Here is a 19230-nt window from a genome sequence, read left to right as displayed (position 1 = left end):
CTGTCGGCGAAGTTCGAGTAGAACGCTCCCTCGTCGGCTCCGCGCGTGTGCAGAAGTCCGAGATGGACGTGGCGGCGAAACTTCGCTCGGCGAACAGCTCCCACGCCGCGTCCAGCAGCGCCGCGATCGTCGCGGGGCGTCCCGTCCCGTCGTCATCGTGGCCCGGTGGGATCAGCTCTCGCTGTCCAGCAGCAGCGCGTGCAACTCGGCCGCCCGCCGGGCCAGTTGCTCCGCCTGGTCGGCCCGGGCGCGGGTGCGCGGCCGGGGCAGGGTGATGTCGAGGACCGTACGGATCCGGCCGGGCCGGGGCGTGAGCACGACCACCCGATCGGCGAGCAGGACCGCCTCGTCCACGGAGTGCGTGACGAGGACGACGGTGGACGGATGTTCGCGGTGCGTCCGCTGCAACTCGGCGCACAACTCGTCCCGGGTGAGCGCGTCCAGCGCGGAGAACGGCTCGTCCATCAGGAGCACCCGGGGCCGCCGCATGAGCGACCGGCACAGCGCCACCCGTTGCTGCATCCCGCCGGACAGCTCGTGCGGCAGGCGGCGTTGGAAGCCGTCGAGGCCCATCGTCTCGATCAGCTCCAGCGCCAGTTCACGCGAGCCGTTCTTCCGGTCCCCCGAGATCTCCGCAGGCAGCAGCACGTTGTCCAGCACCGACCGCCACGGCAGCAGCGCCGGCCGCTGGAAGAGGACGGCGCAGTCGCGGCGCGGCCCGGTGACGGCCCGGCCGCCCATCAGCACCTCGCCCCGCGTCGGCGCCACCAGCCCGGCGATCAGCCGCAGCAACGTCGACTTCCCGCACCCGGACCGCCCGACGATCGCCACGAACTCGCCGTCGGCAGCCTCCAGATCGATACCGTGAAGCGCTTCGACAAAGCCCCGCCGATGCGCGAACTCCTTGGACACACCCCGTAATTGGATCACGCGTCGACTCCCGTCGGCCGCCGTGCGCGGAGTACCGAAAATCGCTCTGCTGGATTGTGACATGCTCGCGTACGATTTTCCGGATCGCGACCCCGGCGATAAAGCCCCACGAAGTGCCGCCGTCCCCCCCACCCATTCCCCCTCAGGGGAGGTCGCATGATCCGCTCATACCGCACGGCGACGGTGTTCTGTACGGCGGTCACGCTCCTGGCCGCCGCTGCCTGTGACTCCGACTCCTCCTCCAAGAGCCCGAGTTCGGCCAAGGATCACCTCACCTACGTCACCGCCTTCGGTGCGGCGGGGCGGGACGCCTTCGCCTGGGTGGCCGAGCAGAAAGGCTATTTCCGGCAGGCCGGAATCGACGTGAAGATCGAACTCGGAAAGGCCACCGGCGAGAACCTCAAGGCCCTCGCCTCCGGAAATGCGCAGTTCACGAGTTTGGACTTCACGGGCGCGATGATTTCCGCGGGTGCCAAGAACTCCACGGCCTATCGCGACTTCCGCGCCGTACTCGCCATCCACCAGCGGACCCTCGTCTCCATCATGGCGATGCAGGGTTCGGGGATCACGACTCCGAAGGATCTCAAGGGCAAGCGGATCGCGGCCGCCGCGAACTCCGTGAACCAGTTGCTCTTCCCCGGCTACGCCAAGCTCGCCGGCGTCGACGCCGCCGGAATCCACTGGATCGCGGTCCAGCCCGTCCAGTTGGGCCCGGCCCTCGCGAGCGGCAAGGCCGACGCGCTCAGCACGTTCCTGATCGGCCGGCCCACCATCGAGAAGGCCACCGTGCAGGCCAGGTCGAAGCACGTCGTGGTGTTCCCCTACAGCACCTACCTGCCCGACCTCTACGGCAACGCGACGGTCACCACGGCAGCCATCGCCGCGAAGAAGCCGGACCTGGTCAAGCGCTTCCGCACGGCTCTCCTCAAGGGGCTGAAGTACACGATCCAACACCCCGACGAGGCGGGGAAGCTGCTGCACGCCAAGCACCCGGAGACGGACGCGACGGCCGCGACCGCGGAGATCGAGTTGATGACGCCGTCCGTGACCGCCGAGGGCGAGTCGTCCGTCGGCCTGATCACCGAGGCGCGGATGCGACGGGCCATCACCAGCCTCCAGAACGCCGGGGTCATCCAGCCCGGTATGACCCCGCAGGACGTCGTCGACTTCGCTGCCATGAAGGGGAGTTGACGGAGGTGGAGACCCCGCTGCCGTACGTCTTCGACAACGACCACCCGGAGGCCGTCGACCGGCACGGTCAACTACCCGCGATCCTGGACGAGTTCACGATCTCGCGGCTGACCTCCCTCGGCGACCTGACCGGCCGGCGCTGTCTGGAGACCGGCGCCGGGGGCGGCAGCATCGCCGACTGGCTCGCCCGTGCGACGGGACCGACCGGGCGGGTGCTGGCCACCGACGTCAACACCCGTCATCTGCCGCCGAGTCCGCCGTACGACGTGCTCGTGCACGACCTGGAGAGCGAACCGGTGCCGGACGGGCCCTGGGACGTGATCCACGCCCGGCTGGTGCTGCTGCACCTGCCCGGACGGGAGGCCGTTCTCCGACGGCTCGCGGCGGCGCTCGCACCCGGTGGCGCGCTCGTGGTGGAGGACTTCGAGACGACCTTCCGCAAGCTGGTCCTTGCGGCGCCGACTTCGGAGGCGGCCCAACTGGTCGACCGCTACCACGAGTTGCTCGTCGAACGGGTCCTACCCGCGCACGGCAACGACCCCACCTGGGCGGGACGCGTGCCCGGCGCCATGCTGGAGGCGGGCCTGACCGACGTGGACACCGTGATCGAGGCCCGGTCCTGGCCGGGCGGCACCGCGGGCGCGCTGCTGATCGGCGCGAACATCGCGCAGGCGAGGGAGGACTTCCTGGCGGCCGGTATGACGGAGGCCCAACTCGGGGCGCTGGAAAGGCTGGTGGCCGATCCCCGGCTGCTGGTGCGCGGGCACTTCACCTACTCGACCATCGGCCGCAGGCCTGCCGCGTGAGACGCGTCCTGGCGGCGGGGCCGCCGGTCCTGGCGGCGGTGTGCGCGCTGGCCGGGTGGTGGCTGGCGACCGTCGCCTTCGGCATCCGGCCGTTCCTGCTGCCGTCACCGCCCGACGTCGTCCGTGCCTTCGACCGGCTGCCCGGCTATCTGCTCCGGCAGACCTGGCAGACGTTCACCGAGACGGCCGTCGGCTTCGGCCTGGCCGTCGGCGCGGGACTCGCGACCGCCGTCCTGCTCACCGCCTCCCGGGGCGTGGAACGCGCGGTCATGCCGCTGCTGGTCGCCGTCAATGCCGTACCCAAGATCGCGGTGGCACCGCTCCTCGTGGTCTGGCTCGGCTTCGGGACCGCCCCGAAGGTGTTCATGGTGGCGCTCCTCGCCTGGTTCCCCGTCGTCGTGTCGACCATGGCCGGGCTGACCTCGGTCCCCCTGGAACTGACCGAACTGGCCCACTCGCTCACCGCCTCCCGCTGGCAGACCTACCGCAAACTCCGCATCCCCTGGGCCCTGCCCCAGGTCTTCACCGGCTTGCGCCTCGGTGTCACCCTGGCCGTCGTGGGCGCGGTCGTCGGCGAGTTCGCGGGCGGCGACCAAGGCCTCGGCTACGTCATCGTGGCCTCCGGCGGCAACGCCGACACGCCCCTCGCCTTCGCCGCGATGGCCCTGCTCAGCGCGATGAGCGTGCTGCTCTTCTACGCCGTCGTCCTCACCGAGCGGGCGCTGCTGCCCTGGGCCCGCGAGACCACCGGCTGAGCGACCGCCCTCAGGGTCCGTCATCGCGCCCCGCCCGCCCCCTCCGCGTAACCAGTGCGTTTCGGACGTTAATTTCCGCGCCCAAAGGGTTGGCGGGAAACCATCCCCTCGTTATCGTTCACCAACTTCACTCAATCGTTCGGCTGAACGAATAGCGACAAGGACGGTCGGTACATGTCCGACATCCACCACCCGGGCCGCCGGTCGGTGCTCGCCGCGGGCGTCGCCTCGGCCGCCGCGCTCGGCGGGTCCTGGCTGCTGACCGGCTGCAGTGGGGCACAGGCCGCCCCCGTCCTGCCGGCCGCCGCCGAGAAGGGCGCGCCCGACCGCGGCGGCACCCTGCGCATCGCCCGGCCGCCCGCCTCCGACGCCGAGACCCTCGACCCGGCCAGCTCCCTGTCCGCGTACGAGTACCTGGGCGCCCTCTACAACCGGCTCGTCCGTGTCGCCGCGAACGGTGAGCTCGCCCCCGACCTCGCCGAGTCCTGGGAGACCGACGCCAAGGCCCGCACCTGGACCTTCCGCCTCCGCAAGGGCGTCGCCTTCCACAACGGCCGCGCCTTCACCTCGGCCGACGCCGCGTACACCCTGCGCCACATCCTCGACAAGGCGACGGCGTCCCCGCAGGCCGCGGTCCTCGCCCCGCTCATCGACCCGGAGAAGCTGGGCACGCCCGACGCCCACACGCTCGTCGTGCCGCTGAAGAGCCCGAACGCCGAGTTCCCGAGCCTGCTGACGCACTACAACTGCTACGTCATCCCCGACGGCAGCGCGAAGTCCATCGGCCGCACCGGCATCGGCACCGGCCCCTTCAAACTGGAGTCGTTCGCCCCGGCGGGCCCCGGCCGCGTCACCGCGTACAAGGACCACTTCGCGGGCCGCCCCGTCCTCGACGCGATCGCCTTCTACTCGGTCGCCGACATGTCGGCCCGCTCAAATGCCCTGCTGGCAGGGCAGGTCGACCTGCTCTCCCAGACCAACCTCGACTTCGCGACCGCCCGCGTGGTCGCCGCCTCCGACCGCGCGACCATCGCCCGTGTGAAGAACGCCCAGTGGTACGTCCTCCCGATGCTCACCACCGAGAAGCCCTTCACCGACGTCCGCGTCCGCCAGGCGATGAAGCTCGCCTACGACCCCGAGCACGTGGTGAAGGTCGCCCTCCAGGGCGCGGGCACCGCCGGCTGGGACAACCCCGTACCGCCGAGCGACCCCGCCTACATCTCCGCGCATCCCAAGCACGACCCGGAGAAGGCCAAGTACCTGCTGAAGCAGGCGGGCCACGAGGGCCTGGCGATGGACCTCTACACCTCGTCCTACGACCCGCTGTTCACGCCGATGGCGCTCGCCTACCAGGACTCGGCCAAGCGCGCCGGTATCCGGATCAAGGTCAAGACGGCCTCGGCGGACTCGTACTACACGCAGATCTGGATGAAGAAGCCGCTGATGGCCACCTATTGGTTCACCGGCCGGCCCGTCGACCAGCTCTTCACCCAGATCTTCCGCAGCGGCTCCTCCTACAACGAGACCGCCTGGTCCGACAAGACCTTCGATGCCGTACTCGACAAGGCCCGCGCAGAGATCGACGACACCAAGCGGCGCGAACTCTACGGCGAGGCGCAGACGTTGGTGATCGAGAAAGGCGGGGCGATGACCCCGATGTTCGCCGACCGGCTCGTCGGCATCTCCCGCAAGGTGCGCGGATACGCCGAGCACGGCTTCGAGTTCGACTACCTGGGCATCGGCCTGAAGGGAGCCTGACCATGCTCTCCTTCATAACCCGCCGTATCGCGGCCGCAGTCGGCACCCTCTTCCTCTCCTCCGTCCTCGTCTTCCTCGCCGTCCAGGCGCTGCCCGGCGACGTCGCCACCCAGATCCTCGGCAAGGACGCGACCCCGGACGCGGTGGCCGCCCTGCGCACCAAGCTCAACCTCGACCAGCCCGCCTGGGAGCGCTACGGCCACTGGGTGTGGGGCGCCCTGCACGGCGACTTCGGCACCTCCCTCGTCTCCGGCAAGGCCGTCGGCGGCGAAGTGTCCATGTATCTCGGCAACTCCGCGCTGATCGCCGTCGTCACGGTCCTCTTCGCGGTCACCGGCTCGATCGTCCTCGGCATCCTCGCGGGCCTCTACCGCGACCGCTGGCCCGACCACGTCATCTCGACCGTCAGCCTCGTCGGCATGAGCGTCCCCGAGTTCGTCGTCGCCACCGTCCTCGTCCTCTGCTTCTCGGTCGCCCTCCCGTGGTTCCCCGCGGTCGTCCTCTACGGCCCCGACGCCACCGTCTCCCAACTCCTGCCCGCCGTATGGCTTCCCGCGCTCGCCCTCGCGGTGGTGATGGCCGCGTACATCGTGCGCATGGCCCGAACCTCGGTCATCGACGTGATGGCCACCGAGTACGTCACCACCGCCCGCCTCAAGGGCCTCTCCACCTGGCGGGTCGTCACCCGACACGCCCTGCCCAGCGCCCTGTTGCCCACGCTGCACGTCATCGCGCTCAACGTCGCGTGGCTGGTCGGCGGGGTCGCGGTGGTCGAGAACGTCTTCAACTACCCGGGCATCGGCAAGCTGATGCTCTCCTCCGTGCAGAACCGCGACCTGCCCACCATCCAGGCCATCGCCCTCATCAGCGCGGTCGTCTACGTCGTCTGCAACCTCGCCGCCGACCTCGCCACCATGGCCCTGAACCCCAGGCTCCGCACCCGAGGGAGGACCCGATGACCACGCTCGACACCGCCGCGCCGACGACCGTACGAGGCGCCCGCACCGTCCGCGCCTGGCGCACCGTGAGCAGTTCCCGCACGGCACTCGTCGGCCTCGCGATCGTCGCCGTACACGTCCTGATCGCACTGCTCGCCCCCCTCCTCACCTCCTACGACCCGATCGCCAACGACGCCGACCACGCCCTGCTCGGCCCGAGTTGGAGCCACTGGGCCGGCACCGACCAGTACGGCCGCGACGTCCTCGCCCGCGTCCTCTACGGCGGCCGGTACGCCCTCGGCATCTCCGTCACCGCGACCCTGCTGACCGTCGCCCTCGGTACGGTCATCGGCTGCGCGGCGGCCCTGCGCGGCGGCTGGTTCGACGACGTACTGGGCCGGGTCCTGGACGCGATCCTCTCCATCCCGTCCGTCCTGGCACTGCTCGTCGTGGTGACCGCCCTCGGCACCGGCCCGGCGGTCATCGTCCTCGCCGTCGCGATCACCTACGTCCCGCAGGTCGTCCGCGTCGTGCGCGGCGCCGCCCTCGCGGTGGTCCCCGCCGACTACGTGACCGCGGCCCGCGCCCGCGGCGAGAGCACCTGGTCGATCCTGCGCCGGGAGATCCTGCCGAACATCACCGACGTGGTGTGCGTGGAGTTCGCGATGCGGGCCTCCTGGGTCGTGCTGCTGATCTCCTCGTTGTCCTTCCTCGGCTTCGGCGCCGACCCGCCAACTCCCGACTGGGGCCTGATGGTTGCGGAGAACCGCACCGCCATCACCGTCGTCCCGATGGCGAGCCTCGCCCCCATCATCGCCCTGGCCACCCTCGTGGTCGGGCTCAACCTCGCGGCCGACGGCCTGTCCAAGGCGTGGGGCGTCGACCGGATCAGGGAGGGCTCCTGATGGCCTCGATCGTGTCCGTCAACTCCCTGTCCGTGGCCTACCGTTCGGGCGGCCAGGACGTGCCCGTCGTGCACGAGGTGTCGCTGGACGTCGCCGAGGGGCAGACCCACGCCCTCGTCGGTGAGTCCGGCAGCGGCAAGTCGACCATCGCCGCGACCCTGCTCGGCCATCTGCGCCACGGATCGCGGATCACCGGGGGCTCGGTCGAGGTGGCCGGCGCCGACGTATTCGCCCTGCCCGCACGGGAGTTGCGACAGCTGCGCGGCGGAACGGTCGCCATGGTCGGCCAGAACGCCGGCCACGCCCTCACCCCCTCCATGCGCATCGGACGACAGATCGCCGAAGCGGGCGGTGACGTCCCCGTCGTCGACCTCCTCGAACAGGTCCGGCTGCCGCGCCCCGCGGAGTTGGCCAGCCGCTACCCGCACGAACTCTCCGGCGGCCAGCAACAGCGCGTCGCCATCGCCATGGCCATCGCGGCCCGCCCCAAGGTCCTGGTCCTCGACGAACCGACCACCGGCCTGGACGTCATCACCCAGCGCAGCGTCCTCGACCTGATCGCCGCCCTGAGCGACGAACTCGGCCTGGCCGCCGTCCTGGTGAGCCACGACCTCGGCGTCGTCGCGCACATGGCCGACGAGGTGACCGTCCTGCGCTCGGGCCGCGTGGTGGAGTCGGCGCCCACGAGGCAGCTGTTCGCGCAGCCCCAAGACCCTTACACCAAGCGCCTGTTGGCGAGCGTGCCGCGCCTCGACGACATCGGGCTCGCGGTCGTCGGAGACGCGGGTGAGCGGGAGGTCAGGCCCCGGGCGGACGTCCCCGCCGACGCCCCCGTGGCCGTCTCCGCGCAGGACATCACCATCGACTACGGCAGCACCCGTGCCGTGCACGGCGTCTCCTTCGACGTCCGGCGCGGCGAAGTCCTCGCCCTGGTGGGCGAGTCGGGCAGCGGCAAGTCCACCCTCGCGTGGAGCCTGGCCGGACTGCGTACCCCGTCCGGCGGCACGATGAAGCACGCGGACGGCGACCTCGCCCGCCCCGCACAGCAACGCCCGCTGTCCCTGCGGCGCCGGGTGCAGCTCGTCTTCCAGAACGCCGACACCTCGCTCAACCCCCGCCGCTCCGTGGGCGACGCGGTCCGCCACCCCCTGCGCTTCTTCGGCACGGTGACCGACCGCACGGAGGCGACCGAACGGGCCCGCCGGCTCATCGCCGACGTACGCCTCGACCCGGCCCTCGCCGACCGCCTGCCCGCGCAGCTCTCCGGGGGCCAGCGCCAACGCATAGGCATCGCAAGGGCGTTGGCGGGCGAACCGGACGTCCTGATCGCCGACGAGATCACCACCGCACTGGATGTATCGGTCCAGGCCGACGTGCTCCGACTCCTCGACGACCTGCGGCGCGAACGCGACCTGGCGTGCCTGTTCATCAGCCACGACCTGGCCGTCGTACGCGGCATCGCGGACCGGGTTGTCGTCCTGCGCCACGGAGTCGTCGTCGAAGAAGGCCCGACGGAAGCCGTGTTCGCCGACCCCCAGCACCCCTACACCCGCCAACTCATGGCCGCCGCCCTCGAACCCGACCCCGACGCTCAGCCCTACGTCGACGACACCGCCGACTGGGCCGACGCGGCGGACGGGGACGACATCTGGACCGACCAGGGCGACGACGGCCACCGTGTCCGTCGCTGGCGTCCCCTCAACGCCCCCGTGGCGGAAGGAGCTTTGTGAAGTACCGCGAGCAGTTCGAGCGCCGGGTCGTCCGCGAGGACGTCTGGATCCCCACCCGGGACGGAAGGGCCCGGCTGCACGCCCGCGTCTGGCGGCCCGCTGACGCCGAGTCGGATCCCGTGCCCGCGCTGCTCGAATACCTCCCGTACCGCAAGAGCGACTGGACCGCACCGCGCGACGCCCAGCGTCACCCCTGGTACGCCGGACACGGCTACGCCTCCGTCCGCGTCGACATCCGGGGCCACGGCGACAGCGAGGGCCTGCCCGGCGACGAGTACGACGCGCAGGAACTCGCCGACGGTGTCGACGTCGTCAACTGGCTTGCCGCGCAGCCCTGGTGCACCGGCAAGGTCGGCATGTTCGGCATCTCCTGGGGCGGCTTCAACTCGCTCCAGATCGCCGCCCTCGCCCCCGAACCCCTCAAGGCGATCGTCACCGTCTGCTCGACCGACGACCGCTACGACAACGACGTCCACTACACGGGCGGCGCCGTCCTCGGCATCGACATGCTCGCCTGGGCCGGCACCATGCTCGCCTTCGCGTCCCGCCCGCCGGACCCGGCGAGCGTCGGCGCGGACCGCTGGGTGCCGATGTGGCGCGAACGCCTCGACGCCCTCGAACCCTTCCTCCACACCTGGCTCGCCCACCAACAGCGCGACGACTACTGGAAGCACGGCAGCGTCTGCGAGGACTACACCGCGATCGACGCGGCCGTCCTCGCGGTCGGCGGCTGGAACGACCCGTACCGGGACGCCGTGTTGCGGCTCGTCGAGCGCCTGCCCGCCGATCGCGTCCGGGGCATCGTCGGCCCGTGGTCGCACCAGTACCCCGACCGGGGACTGCCGCCCGGCCCGGCGATCGGCTTCCTCCAGGAGACCCTGCGCTGGTGGGACCAGCACCTCAAGGGCATCGACACGGGAGCGATGGAGGAGCCCCTGCTGCGGGCCTGGATCACCGACCCGGTCCCGCCGGCGACGTCGTACGACGTGCTGCCGGGCCGTTGGGTGGGTGACGCCAAGTGGCCGAGCCAGAAGGTCAGTTGGGACTCACGTCCGCTCGGCGCAAGCACGGACCCCGTCCTCGTCCGCTCGCCGCAGCACACCGGTCTCGACGCCGGGCGCTTCTTCCCCTTCGGCAACGCGAGCGACCTGCCGCCGGACCAGCGGGAGGAGGACGGCCGTTCGGTCTGCTTCGACTCCGAGCCCCTCACCGAACGCGTCGAGATCCTCGGCCGCCCGCGCGTCAGGCTCCGCCTCGACAGCAGCTCCCCGCGCGCCCATGTCATCGCCCGGCTGTGCGACGTGGCGCCGGACGGCTCGTCCACGCTCGTCACCCGAGGTGTGCTCAACCTCCTGAGCAGGCACGGCCGTGACCGGGCCGTCGAGTGGACACCGGGGACGTACGAGGACGTCGAGTTCGAACTGACCGGCATCGGCTACGCCGTCCCGCCCGGCCACCGCATCCGGCTCGCCGTCTCCGACACCTACTGGCCGTGGGTCTGGCCGCACGGCGAGCGCGGCGAGCTGCGGGTCGTACCGGCCGAGAGTGCCGTACAACTGCCCGTGCGCGAAGCCGGAGTTGAGCCGGAGATCCGTTTCGAGGAACCCGAACAGGCGACGCCGCTCGACGTGACCTACGACCGGCCGGCCGAGCCGACCCCCGAGCGGCTCGTCACGCACGATGTCGCCAAGGGGGAGTGGACGCTGGAGGTCGACCCCAACTACGGGGGATCGCGGACGTATCCGGACGGGCTGCGCTACGAGGAGAGCGCGCGGGAGACGTACCGCATCCGGAGTGACGACCCGCTGTCCGCGCACGCCGTGTCGGAGTGGCGGATCCGGTTGCGCCGCGGGGACGGCTACGACGCTGAGATCATGGCGCGGACGGAGCTGCGCGCCACGGCCGCGGACTTCGTCATGGACAGTCGCGTCGAAGCACGGGCGAACGGAGAAACAGTGGCCGAGCGAGCATGGCACCGCACCACCCCGAGGACGTCGGGATGACGGCCGCCAAGCAGCCTCAGCCGGCCGCGAAGTCCCCGCGTCGCGCCGTCGCCGCCGCCGACCGCACCCGGCAGCCCACCGAGGTGCGCCGCCGGCTCATCGTCGAGGCGGCCGTCCCGTTGATAGCGGAACGCGGTTACGCCGCCGTCGGCGTCCGGGACGTGGCGGCGGCGGCCGGGGTCTCCGTCGGCACCGTCACGTACCACTTCGGCAGTGTGCAGGAGATCCTCTCCGAGGCGATGGTGCTCCATATCGAGCGCTACTACGCCGAGTTGAGCGAGGCGGCCGAGCAGGCGACGAGCGGGGCCGAGGCGCTGCGGCTGCTCGTCGACGCGTTGTTCACCGAGGACACCGACCGGCACTGGCGGATGTGGTTCGACTACTGGAACGCGGGCGAACAGGGCACCGACGAGGCCTTCAGCGGCGGACAGGCCCATCGCTACGAGACCTGGCACCAGCAGATCCGCGCACTGGCCCAACGAGGCGTCACCGACGGCGAGTTCAGCTCCGACGACCTCGACGGCTTCACCGTCCGCTTCGCGGCCCTTGCGGACGGGCTCGCCCTCCAACGGCTGCGCCAGGCACCGCCGTTGAGCACCCAGGACGCCCGCCGTCACCTCAACCGCCTCATCGAGACCGAGCTTGGGCGCCGATCACCCGGGTGATCTCCCGGGCGATCCGCAGAATGCCGGGGGAGGGCACCGGACACGGCCTCGGCGTCGAGGTCGTCGGCGCCAGGCAGAAGTGCAGGTAGTCCGTGTCGAGGTGGAGCGCCGTGCGGCCGTTGCCCGGCTGGGTGCAGTAGTCGGGGTGGGCGCGTTCGTAGGCGGTGCAGGGGAGATACTGGGTCCAGGTGTAGCGGGCGTCGGGCGGGCTCACGGTCTTCCCCGCGTCGGCGACGAGGTCGCCCGCGGAGCTGGCCTGAGACTCGTAGAGCGCGTTCACGTTCCGGACACGCTCGGGCGTGATCGGGTCGGGGCCCTGCAACACCCAGACGATGGTGGGCCGTTGGGCGCCCCCGGCGGTCGCGATCTGCGCGGTGAGCTTCCTGAGGTCGGCCGTGTACCGGTCGAAGTACGCCTCCCGGTCGGCGTCGTACGTGATCCCGTCCATGCAGGGCGTATAGCCCCACGCGTTGCCCCAGAACTGCAGCACCACGAAGTCCGGGTGCAGCGCACGCACCAGCACGGCCGCCTTGTCCCCGGCCGGGACCAGCGAACCCTCCTTGGCACCCTCCAGGTAGTCGCACGGCGTGGTCCCGGAGTACGGGGCGCTCGTGTAGGTCGCGTCCAACTCGCCGCGTAATTCCCGCCCGAGCACGTTCTGGCTCTCCATGGCGAGGGAGTCGCCGAGATACAGCACGCTGGGTGCCGACTTCACCACCGGGGCACCGCTCGGTGACACCGGCGCCTGCCGTTGTGTGGTGGTCGGCACGGACGGGGTGGGCGGTGCGACCTCGGGCCCGGACGCCGGGTCCGTGCACGCGCCGAGCAACATCACGGCCAGCACCACACCCACGATCCACGGCTTCCGCATACGCCAACTCCCGCCCCGGGCACCGGAAAACGGCCCCTCAGGCAAGCACAGCCGAGCGGCGGGAGGAAGACGCCCGACCAACTACCGCGCCCGACTACTCGGTACTCTCCAGAAACTCCAGCAGATCGGTCAGCGGGAGCGGCTTCGCGAGATGGGCGTCGAAGCCGGCCGCCCGGGACAGCGAGCGGTCGGTGCCCTGACTGAACCCGGAGACCGCGATCAGACGCGGCCGGGTGCCGTGCGGGCGGGCGCGTACCGTACGGGCCACCGTGTAGCCGTCGGTGTCGGGCAGGCCCAGGTCGCACAGGACCACGTCGAAGACGTCGGACTCGGTCGCGGTGAGCGCGTCGGCGCCGGTGTGGACGGCGGTGACGTGGTGGCCCTGGCGCTCCAGGAGGGTGCGGTAGGTCGCGGCCAGGTCGGTGTTGTCCTCCACGATCAGGATGGCCATTTGGCGCCGGGCACGCGGGGGCGCGGATGGTCGTAGCGGCTCCGGGGTCGATGCGTCGGCCAGCGGCAGGAGCACCGTGAACTCCGCCCCCTTGCCGGGGCCTTCGCTGTGCGCGCTGATCCGGCCGTCGTGCAGGTCGACCACCGTGCGGGCGACCGCGAGCCCCAGACCGAGGCCCTCGGGCGTGTTGGGGCCAGCCGGTGCCGCCCGCGTGAACACGCCGAACAGGTCCTCGGCCTGGGCGGGTTGGAAACCTATGCCGTCGTCCCGCACGGTGAGCCGTGCCTGTCCCTCCGCTGCCGTGACGTGGACCTCCGTACGGCCGCCGGGCGGGGTGTACTTGAGCGCGTTGGACAGCAGGTTCGTCAGCACCTGCGCCAGCCGCAGGCGGTCCCCGTCGACCTCGACAGGTGTGTTCGGCAAGGTGAGTTGGAGGGTGCGCTCCTCGTGTCCGAACAGGCTCCGGATGTCGGCGCACGCGCTCTCGACCACGGACCGCACGTCGACCCGCTCGGGCACCAGCTCCAGGCGGCCGGTCAACGCCCGTGTCCCGTCCAGGAGATCGTTGCTCATCCGCACCAGCGTGCCCAACTGCCGTTCCAGGACGGACAGTGCGGGATGACCGCCCTCCGGCAGATCCAGCGCGAGCAGTTCCACGGCTGCCGTCGCGGCGGCGAGCGGGTTGCGCAGCTCGTGCGAGAGCGTGGCGATGAAGCGGTCCTTGGCCCGCTGCTCCTCCCTCAAGTGCCGTCCGGCAGCGTCCAGTTCGGCGTTGGCTCGGCTCAGCTGCTCGTTGACCTCGCGGATCTCCCGGGCCCGGACGAACAGGTCGATCTCCATGCCCTCCGCCCGCATCTGCGCCTCGGCCGCAGCGCGTTCCTGCTCGCGGCCGACCCGGCGCAGGTGGACGAAGTCCGTGACGTCCTCGACCCGGTGGATGATGTGCGTGACGCGTCCGTCGGCGTCCAGGACGGGGGAGTTGACGGGACTCCAGTACCGCTCGTCGAAGGTGCCCTCCTCGCCGCCGGGGATGTCGTAGCGCTGAAGGGCCATCGTGTCCTTGCGGCCCGTCGACACCACCGACTCCAGCGAGCGGCGCAGATTGGCGACTCCGTCCGCCGACGGGTCCTCCGGGTTGTCGGGGAAGACGTCGAAGACGCGCTGCCCGACAATCGTGCGGCTCGTACGGGTGGCGGCGAGGTATGCGCGGTTGACTTCGACGATCGTGAAGTCGGGGCTGAGCACCAGCAGCGGGGACAGCGCCGCGTCGAAGAGGAGCCGGAAGTCCGGGGTGGCGAGGGGCGGCATGGCGGCTCTCAGGGGTCGAGGCGGTAGCCGTAGCCGCGGACCGTGGTGATCCGGGGTGCGGGCGTGGGGAGTGCCGCGAGCTTGCCGCGCAGGCGGTACACGTGCTCGATCACGGTCGCGGGCTGCTGCCAGGACGCGCCCCAGATCCGTTCCAGCACCTGCTCAGTCGAGAACACCCGGCCGGGTGCCTCGCCGAGCATCTCCAACAGGGCGTACTCCTTGGGTCGTAGCGTCAGGAAGACGCCGTCGGCGGACGCCTGGCGGGCCGCCGTGTCGATGCGCAGCGAGCCGATCTGCAGTACCGCCGGGACCTCCGGTGGCTGTGATCTGCGCAGTACGGCTCGGATACGGGCCACCAACTCCCGTTGGGAGAACGGCTTGACCAGGTAGTCGTCGGCGCCGATCTCCAGTCCCGCCACGCGATCGGCCTCCGCGCCCCGGCCGGTGACGACGATGACCGGGAGGCGGCTGGTGGACCGCAGTGCGCGCAGGAGTTCCAGGCCGCTGCCGTCCGGCAGGCCCAGGTCGAGGACGGCGAGATCGACGCGGCTCTCGTAGAGGACGGACTTGCCGGCGCGGGCGTCCATGGCCCAGGTGACGGTGAATCCCTCGCGTTCCAGACAGGAACGGCACATCAGTGCGAAATCGGGTTCGTCCTCGATCAGGGCGAGGTGCGGACGCATTCCGGATCACCTGGCCCAACTGCGGCCCGCTCGTTGTGTCGCTGATGAGCGGGCGTTGATGCCCCGACCATGTGGCGAAGGTAGAACAGTTGGTACCCACGGTTCAAGGGGGAGCCGCTCGGGGGGAGTTCCGGCGCGGGCTCGTGCGGTGCGGGGATGTCGAAGCCGCCGCACGGACCCGCGCCGGATCGCGCGCCCGCGCGCGGAAGGCACGGAACGGGGACGGAACACCTTGCACGAGAACGGCCTGTTGCCCGAGAACGCCCTGCTGTACGAGAACGGCCTGGAGCCGGTGCCCACCCCGGCCTGGCCCGCACCCGGTGAACACGCCCTGCTGGGCGCGCGGGACGGCCTGCTGGTCGTCGACCTGCACGGGGATGTCGACCTCGCGACCGCGACTCCGCTGCGCGAGTGGCTGGACTCGGTGGTGGCGCTGCGCGCGCCCGCCTACGTCGTCGATCTGCGCCGCACCACGTTCATCGACTCCACCGGGCTCAACCTGGTGCTGCGCTTCCGCCGCCGGGTGCGGGAGTCCGAGGCGGGCTTCGCCGTGGTGTGTGCCCCGCGGACCGTGCGCCTGTTGCGGGCGCACGGCACGCTGGACCTGCTGGACCCGGCGCCCGGCCTCCCGGATCGCCGGGCGCTGAGACTCGGACCCGGTCTCAGACCCGGTCGGCCGCGATCAGCAGATACTGGAAACTTCCGTTGCGGTAGGCGTCCAGGAAGGTGTCCTCGATCCCCGTCACCAGATGGTCGGCCTGCTTGCGCAGCGCCCAGTAGGGGATCGTGTCCTCGGTGAGGTCCTGCACGTGGACGGGCACCAGGCGGTTGCGGGCCATCGCCCGGAAGTACTCCGACCTGGGGTGGATGTCGCAGATGTAGTGGGCGTTGATCAGGGACACCTCGCGCGAGGCCCGGCCGTACGTGTCGTTGTAGCAGCCGGTGATCACCACATAGCGTCCGCCCCGGCGCAGCAGCCGGGCGTGCTCGGCGAACAGCAGGTCCAACTCCACGTACATCGTGGACTCGTTGTTCCAGGACGCGGCGAACTCACCTGTCGGGAAGCCGGTGTCGAGCATGTTCCGGTGGTGATGGCGCACCTTGCCGTCGATGCCCCGCTTGCGTGCCTGCGCGTTGGCGAACTCGGCCTGCTTGGCGGAGATCGTGACCCCGTCGGCCCGGCAGCCGTACCGTAGATGGGCCACGACACTGCCGCCGCCGCGCCCGCAGCCCGCGTCGAACACCCGGTCGTCCGGGGTGAGTTGGCCCAGGTGCGAGGCGAGGAGGTCGGCCTGCGCGTGTTCCAGGCGGTGCAGTTCGGCGGTCAGCCGCTCACGGCGCCGTACGGGGTCGGGCTCGTCGAGCACGGACTCGTCGGCCCCGCCGATCCCGTAGTGGTGGTGGTACAGGTCGTCGATCTGTCCGAGGTGGAGGTTGACCGGGTTCTCTTCGGCGTTCCAGTAGTCCGCGACACGGTTCTGGTACGTGGACTGGGTCGGCACCGGGGCTGTGGTGGGGCCGGCGTCGGCAGTGGTCAACGGTGACTCCTAGCGTCGTACGTCTGACGAGAGGTCAGGGGCCGTTCTGATACCAGTAGTTGGGCAGGTGGTACCGGTGGCTGTTGGTCGCGTGCCACTCGTGGTTGCCGGCCACCCAGGCGGCCAGGCCCTGGGTGTAGCGCTCGACGAGGGGCGACGCGGCGGACAGGGCCGCGGACTCCCCCTCGAAGGCGTCCATGATCCGGTTGTGGATCTCGACCGACTTCAGGTAGGCCGCCTTCAGGCCGCACCGGTCGTTGGCGGCGACGACTTGCGGCAGGTTGAGGTGGTCGGGTTCGGACAGTTCCTTGGTGAAGGAGTAGAGGTCGTTGACGATCGTGGTGGCGTTGCAGGCCAGGGCAGTCACCCGCTGGATCTCGGGCCGGGCGTAGACCGGTTCGGGCAGTTCGTAGCCGTCGATCGCGTCCACGATCGACAGACAGGGGCGGAAGTTGTTGAACTGCCGCATCACCAGGTACTCCCAGACGCGTGGCTTGTACCGGGTCTCGGCCCAGGCGGCCTCGGCGAGATAGCCGAGGTGGAGCCGGGCGATGTCGTGCACGAACCGGTCCGTCTGGCTGGGGGTGGCGAGGAGGGCGTAGTCCTTGAGGGCGAAGTGGTACGAGCGCCGCGGGCCGTCCGCCTGGACGCCGTGCCGCCACTCCTCCTCGTACTCGGGGGTGGAGTGGAACGGGTCGAGCGCCGACTGCCCGAAGATCAGCCGTCCGCCCAGGCCGCGGTGCGAGCCGCCCTTGCCCTCGTCCTCCTCGCAGTAGCAGTTGTCGACGATGTTCTCGGCGAGCAGCAACTTGCCCGCGACGGTGAGCCGTTCGAGGTCGAGCGCCCCCGGGTGCTGGAGCACCACGGCCCGGCCGAACTGGAACCCGGCGAAGTCCCCGTCCCACGCGGCCGGGAACAGATCGAGCTCGCGGGCCCAGGCCTCCAGTCTGCGGTCGATCTCCGCCGCCTTCTCTGGGTCGGCGGGGGCCACCGGCTGGTACTTGAGTCCGGGGACCGCGCCGGTGCGCCGGGCCCGTACGGCGCCGGCCAGGTTCGGCGGACCGGGCAGCGAAAGAGATGTGGTCATGGAGTACTCCAGGCCGTCATTCGGCGGTCCGGCCGATCTGGACGTTCTCGAGGATCCCGGCCGCGTCGGGGACCAGGATGGCCATCGAGTAGTACGCGGTGACGAGGTAGCGGATGATCGCGGCCGAGTCGATGCCCATGAAGCGCACGTTCAGACCGGGCTGGAACTCCTCGGGGATACCGGTCTGGAACAGCCCGACGACACCCTGGTCGGCCTCGCCGGTGCGCAGCGCGATGATGCTGCTGGTGTGCTGCGGGGTGATCGGGATCTTGCCGCACGGGAAGAACGGGACACCCCGCCAGGCCGGGATCTCGTGCCCCTCGACGTTCACCGTGCCGGGCACCAGACCGCGCCGGTTGCACTGCCGGAAGAAGGCCGAGATCGCCTTCGGATGGGCGAGGAAGAGCCGCGTCTTGCGCCGCATCGCGAGGAGTTCGTCGAGGTCGTCCGGGGTCGGCGGGCCGGTGAAGGTGCTGATGCGCTGGGTGTAGTCGACGCTGTGCAGCAGCCCGAACTCCCGGTTGTTGACCAGCTCCCACTCCTGGCGCTCGCGGATCTCCTCGATGGTGAGCCGGAGTTGCTGCTGGGTCTGGTCCATCGGGTCGTTGTAGAGGTCGGCGACCCTGGTGTGCACTCGCAGTACGGTCTGGGTGAGCGACAACTCGTATTCGCGCGGGGAGAGTTCGTAGTCGACGAACCCGCCGGGCAGCGTCGGCTCGCCGACATGGCCGGCCTGGATCGGGACGTCGGCCTCGCCCTTGCGGTTCATCGGCAGGCGCTGCCGCTCGGCGTACGCCTGCAGGTGCGTGGCCAACGACGGTACGCGGTCGGTGAATTCGGCCACGACGTCCCACGGCAGGACGAGCAGGACGCCCGCGGTCTCGGCCCGCACGGAACTCAGCCACAGGGGGTCGGACTGCCCTATCGCCTCGTCCCCCATCTGGTCGCCGTCGGTGACGACACCGAGGATCTCCTCCTCGTCGTACTTGCCGGCGGTGAAGCGGGTGAAGCGGCCGTGCGCGACCAAGTAGGCCTCGGTGACGGGCTGTCCGGCCTCGAAGAGGATCTGGCCGGCCCGCACCTCCCGGACCCGGAAGCGGCCCGCGATCTCCCGCAGGACCTCCGTATCGGGGTATCCGCGCAGCACGGGCAGTTCGGTGAGTGTCTCGGGGATGACCTTGATGTCGTCGGCGCCGTTCTGTTCGAACCGCACGCGGCCGCGGCCGACACTGAGCTGGAGCCGACGGTTGACCCGGTAGGCACCGCCCCGCACGTCCACCCAGGGCAGCATCTTCAGCAGCCATCGTGAGGTGATGGCCTGCATCTGCGGTTCGGACTTGGTGGTCGTGGCGAGCTGACGTGCCGCCAGGGTGCTGAGACTGGTGAGTTGGCCGTTGCCGGTTGTCGCGGGGTCGGGTTCGTCGGTGGCGGATCCGTGGGCGCTTTCCGGAGTGGACACATTCCCTCCCGGGAGGTGAACAGGGGTGAGCGCGTCGTCGGTGTACAAGCCAAACAGTCCTGCCCAGGACCGGTAACCGCGCGCGGGGGGCGGGTTCACGCCCCGGAGGGCGTAAACCCCCGATCGAGGCGGGGAGAGGAAGAGATCCGTCC

General features: G+C 70.6%; 16 protein-coding genes and 1 pseudogene. 10 read left to right on the top strand and 7 right to left on the bottom strand.

Annotation, left to right across the window (positions count from 1 at the left end; translation table 11 throughout):
* Positions 1-171: 171 nt before the first annotated feature.
* Positions 172-930 carry an ABC transporter ATP-binding protein gene (locus tag R2B38_RS49490; RefSeq protein ID WP_318022760.1) on the bottom strand — a complete coding sequence of 253 codons (759 nt, stop codon included), beginning with the start codon at positions 928-930 and terminating at the stop codon, positions 172-174.
* Positions 931-1086: 156 nt separating this feature from the next.
* Here R2B38_RS49490 and R2B38_RS49485 point away from each other — a divergent pair, with 156 nt between their 5' ends.
* The 9 genes from R2B38_RS49485 (at position 1087) to R2B38_RS49445 (ending at position 11681) form a co-directional block, all read left to right on the top strand.
* Positions 1087-2121, top strand: coding sequence for an ABC transporter substrate-binding protein (locus R2B38_RS49485; protein ID WP_318022759.1), 1035 nt, complete (start codon positions 1087-1089; stop codon positions 2119-2121).
* A gap of 5 nt (positions 2122-2126) precedes the next feature.
* Entirely contained in the window at positions 2127-2927 is an 801-nt protein-coding gene (locus tag R2B38_RS49480) for a methyltransferase domain-containing protein (protein WP_318023098.1), read from the top strand.
* Complete coding sequence (locus R2B38_RS49475; protein WP_318022758.1) at positions 2924-3682, top strand: ABC transporter permease; 759 nt, start codon at positions 2924-2926, stop codon at positions 3680-3682. Before R2B38_RS49480 ends, R2B38_RS49475 begins: the two co-directional genes overlap by 4 nt.
* Before the next feature lie 174 nt (positions 3683-3856).
* Positions 3857-5440, top strand: a complete 1584-nt coding sequence (locus R2B38_RS49470) for an ABC transporter substrate-binding protein (protein ID WP_318022757.1) — start codon at positions 3857-3859, stop codon at positions 5438-5440.
* Positions 5441-5442: 2 nt separating this feature from the next.
* Positions 5443-6399 carry an ABC transporter permease gene (locus R2B38_RS49465; RefSeq protein ID WP_318022756.1) on the top strand — a complete coding sequence of 319 codons (957 nt, stop codon included), beginning with the start codon at positions 5443-5445 and terminating at the stop codon, positions 6397-6399.
* Positions 6396-7283, top strand: a complete 888-nt coding sequence (locus R2B38_RS49460) for an ABC transporter permease (RefSeq protein WP_318022755.1) — start codon at positions 6396-6398, stop codon at positions 7281-7283. Before R2B38_RS49465 ends, R2B38_RS49460 begins: the two co-directional genes overlap by 4 nt.
* On the top strand, positions 7283-9013 hold the full coding sequence (locus R2B38_RS49455; protein WP_318022754.1) for an ABC transporter ATP-binding protein: 1731 nt from the start codon (positions 7283-7285) through the stop codon (positions 9011-9013). Before R2B38_RS49460 ends, R2B38_RS49455 begins: the two co-directional genes overlap by 1 nt.
* Positions 9010-11016, top strand: coding sequence for a CocE/NonD family hydrolase (locus R2B38_RS49450; RefSeq protein WP_318022753.1), 2007 nt, complete (start codon positions 9010-9012; stop codon positions 11014-11016). The genes R2B38_RS49455 and R2B38_RS49450 overlap by 4 nt, the downstream gene beginning before the upstream one ends.
* On the top strand, positions 10983-11681 hold the full coding sequence (locus R2B38_RS49445; RefSeq protein ID WP_318022752.1) for a TetR/AcrR family transcriptional regulator: 699 nt from the start codon (positions 10983-10985) through the stop codon (positions 11679-11681). Before R2B38_RS49450 ends, R2B38_RS49445 begins: the two co-directional genes overlap by 34 nt.
* Here R2B38_RS49445 and R2B38_RS49440 read toward each other — a convergent pair.
* From R2B38_RS49440 to R2B38_RS49430, 3 genes are all read right to left on the bottom strand, one after another.
* The gene (locus tag R2B38_RS49440; protein ID WP_318022751.1) at positions 11644-12552 is read right to left on the bottom strand and encodes an SGNH/GDSL hydrolase family protein; all 909 of its coding nucleotides are present in this window, start codon (positions 12550-12552) and stop codon (positions 11644-11646) included. The two genes, R2B38_RS49445 and R2B38_RS49440, sit on opposite strands and share 38 nt — an antisense overlap.
* Positions 12553-12646: 94 nt before the next feature.
* Positions 12647-14311, bottom strand: coding sequence for an ATP-binding protein (locus R2B38_RS49435; protein ID WP_318022750.1), 1665 nt, complete (start codon positions 14309-14311; stop codon positions 12647-12649).
* 8 nt (positions 14312-14319) lie between these two features.
* Positions 14320-14994 (bottom strand): response regulator transcription factor, encoded by a 675-nt coding sequence (locus tag R2B38_RS49430; RefSeq protein WP_318022749.1) that lies wholly within the window; start codon positions 14992-14994, stop codon positions 14320-14322.
* Here R2B38_RS49430 and R2B38_RS49425 point away from each other — a divergent pair.
* Positions 14897-15577 (top strand): annotated as a pseudogene (locus R2B38_RS49425) (STAS domain-containing protein); the annotation flags it as partial. The gene R2B38_RS49430 and the pseudogene R2B38_RS49425 sit on opposite strands and share 98 nt — an antisense overlap.
* Before the next feature lie 79 nt (positions 15578-15656).
* Here R2B38_RS49425 and R2B38_RS49420 read toward each other — a convergent pair.
* Genes R2B38_RS49420 through R2B38_RS49410 form a run of 3 tightly spaced genes read right to left on the bottom strand, consistent with a single transcriptional unit; the run spans position 15657 to position 19078 of the window.
* Complete coding sequence (locus tag R2B38_RS49420) at positions 15657-16532, bottom strand: geranyl diphosphate 2-C-methyltransferase (RefSeq protein ID WP_318022748.1); 876 nt, start codon at positions 16530-16532, stop codon at positions 15657-15659.
* Between the two features lie 34 nt (positions 16533-16566).
* On the bottom strand, positions 16567-17631 hold the full coding sequence (locus R2B38_RS49415) for a family 2 encapsulin nanocompartment cargo protein terpene cyclase (protein WP_318023097.1): 1065 nt from the start codon (positions 17629-17631) through the stop codon (positions 16567-16569).
* A gap of 4 nt (positions 17632-17635) precedes the next feature.
* On the bottom strand, positions 17636-19078 hold the full coding sequence (locus R2B38_RS49410; RefSeq protein ID WP_318022747.1) for a family 2B encapsulin nanocompartment shell protein: 1443 nt from the start codon (positions 19076-19078) through the stop codon (positions 17636-17638).
* Positions 19079-19230: the final 152 nt, after the last annotated feature.

Source organism: Streptomyces sp. N50, assembly GCF_033335955.1.
In the GTDB taxonomy this organism is placed as follows: Bacteria; Actinomycetota; Actinomycetes; order Streptomycetales; family Streptomycetaceae; genus Streptomyces.
This window is presented reverse-complemented; position numbering and strand designations above follow the sequence as displayed.

Bases quoted from the DNA above. Each gene is read 5' to 3' on its own strand.
- R2B38_RS49485 (WP_318022759.1), top strand. From the start codon at position 1,087: ATGATCCGCTCATACCGCACGGCGACGGTGTTCTGTACGGCGGTCACG.
- R2B38_RS49470 (WP_318022757.1), top strand. From the start codon at position 3,857: ATGTCCGACATCCACCACCCGGGCCGCCGGTCGGTGCTCGCCGCGGGC.
- R2B38_RS49465 (WP_318022756.1), top strand. From the start codon at position 5,443: ATGCTCTCCTTCATAACCCGCCGTATCGCGGCCGCAGTCGGCACCCTC.
- R2B38_RS49460 (WP_318022755.1), top strand. From the start codon at position 6,396: ATGACCACGCTCGACACCGCCGCGCCGACGACCGTACGAGGCGCCCGC.
- R2B38_RS49455 (WP_318022754.1), top strand. From the start codon at position 7,283: ATGGCCTCGATCGTGTCCGTCAACTCCCTGTCCGTGGCCTACCGTTCG.
- R2B38_RS49445 (WP_318022752.1), top strand. From the start codon at position 10,983: ATGGCACCGCACCACCCCGAGGACGTCGGGATGACGGCCGCCAAGCAG.
- R2B38_RS49440 (WP_318022751.1), bottom strand. From the start codon at position 12,552: ATGCGGAAGCCGTGGATCGTGGGTGTGGTGCTGGCCGTGATGTTGCTC.
- R2B38_RS49435 (WP_318022750.1), bottom strand. From the start codon at position 14,311: ATGCCGCCCCTCGCCACCCCGGACTTCCGGCTCCTCTTCGACGCGGCG.
- R2B38_RS49430 (WP_318022749.1), bottom strand. From the start codon at position 14,994: ATGCGTCCGCACCTCGCCCTGATCGAGGACGAACCCGATTTCGCACTG.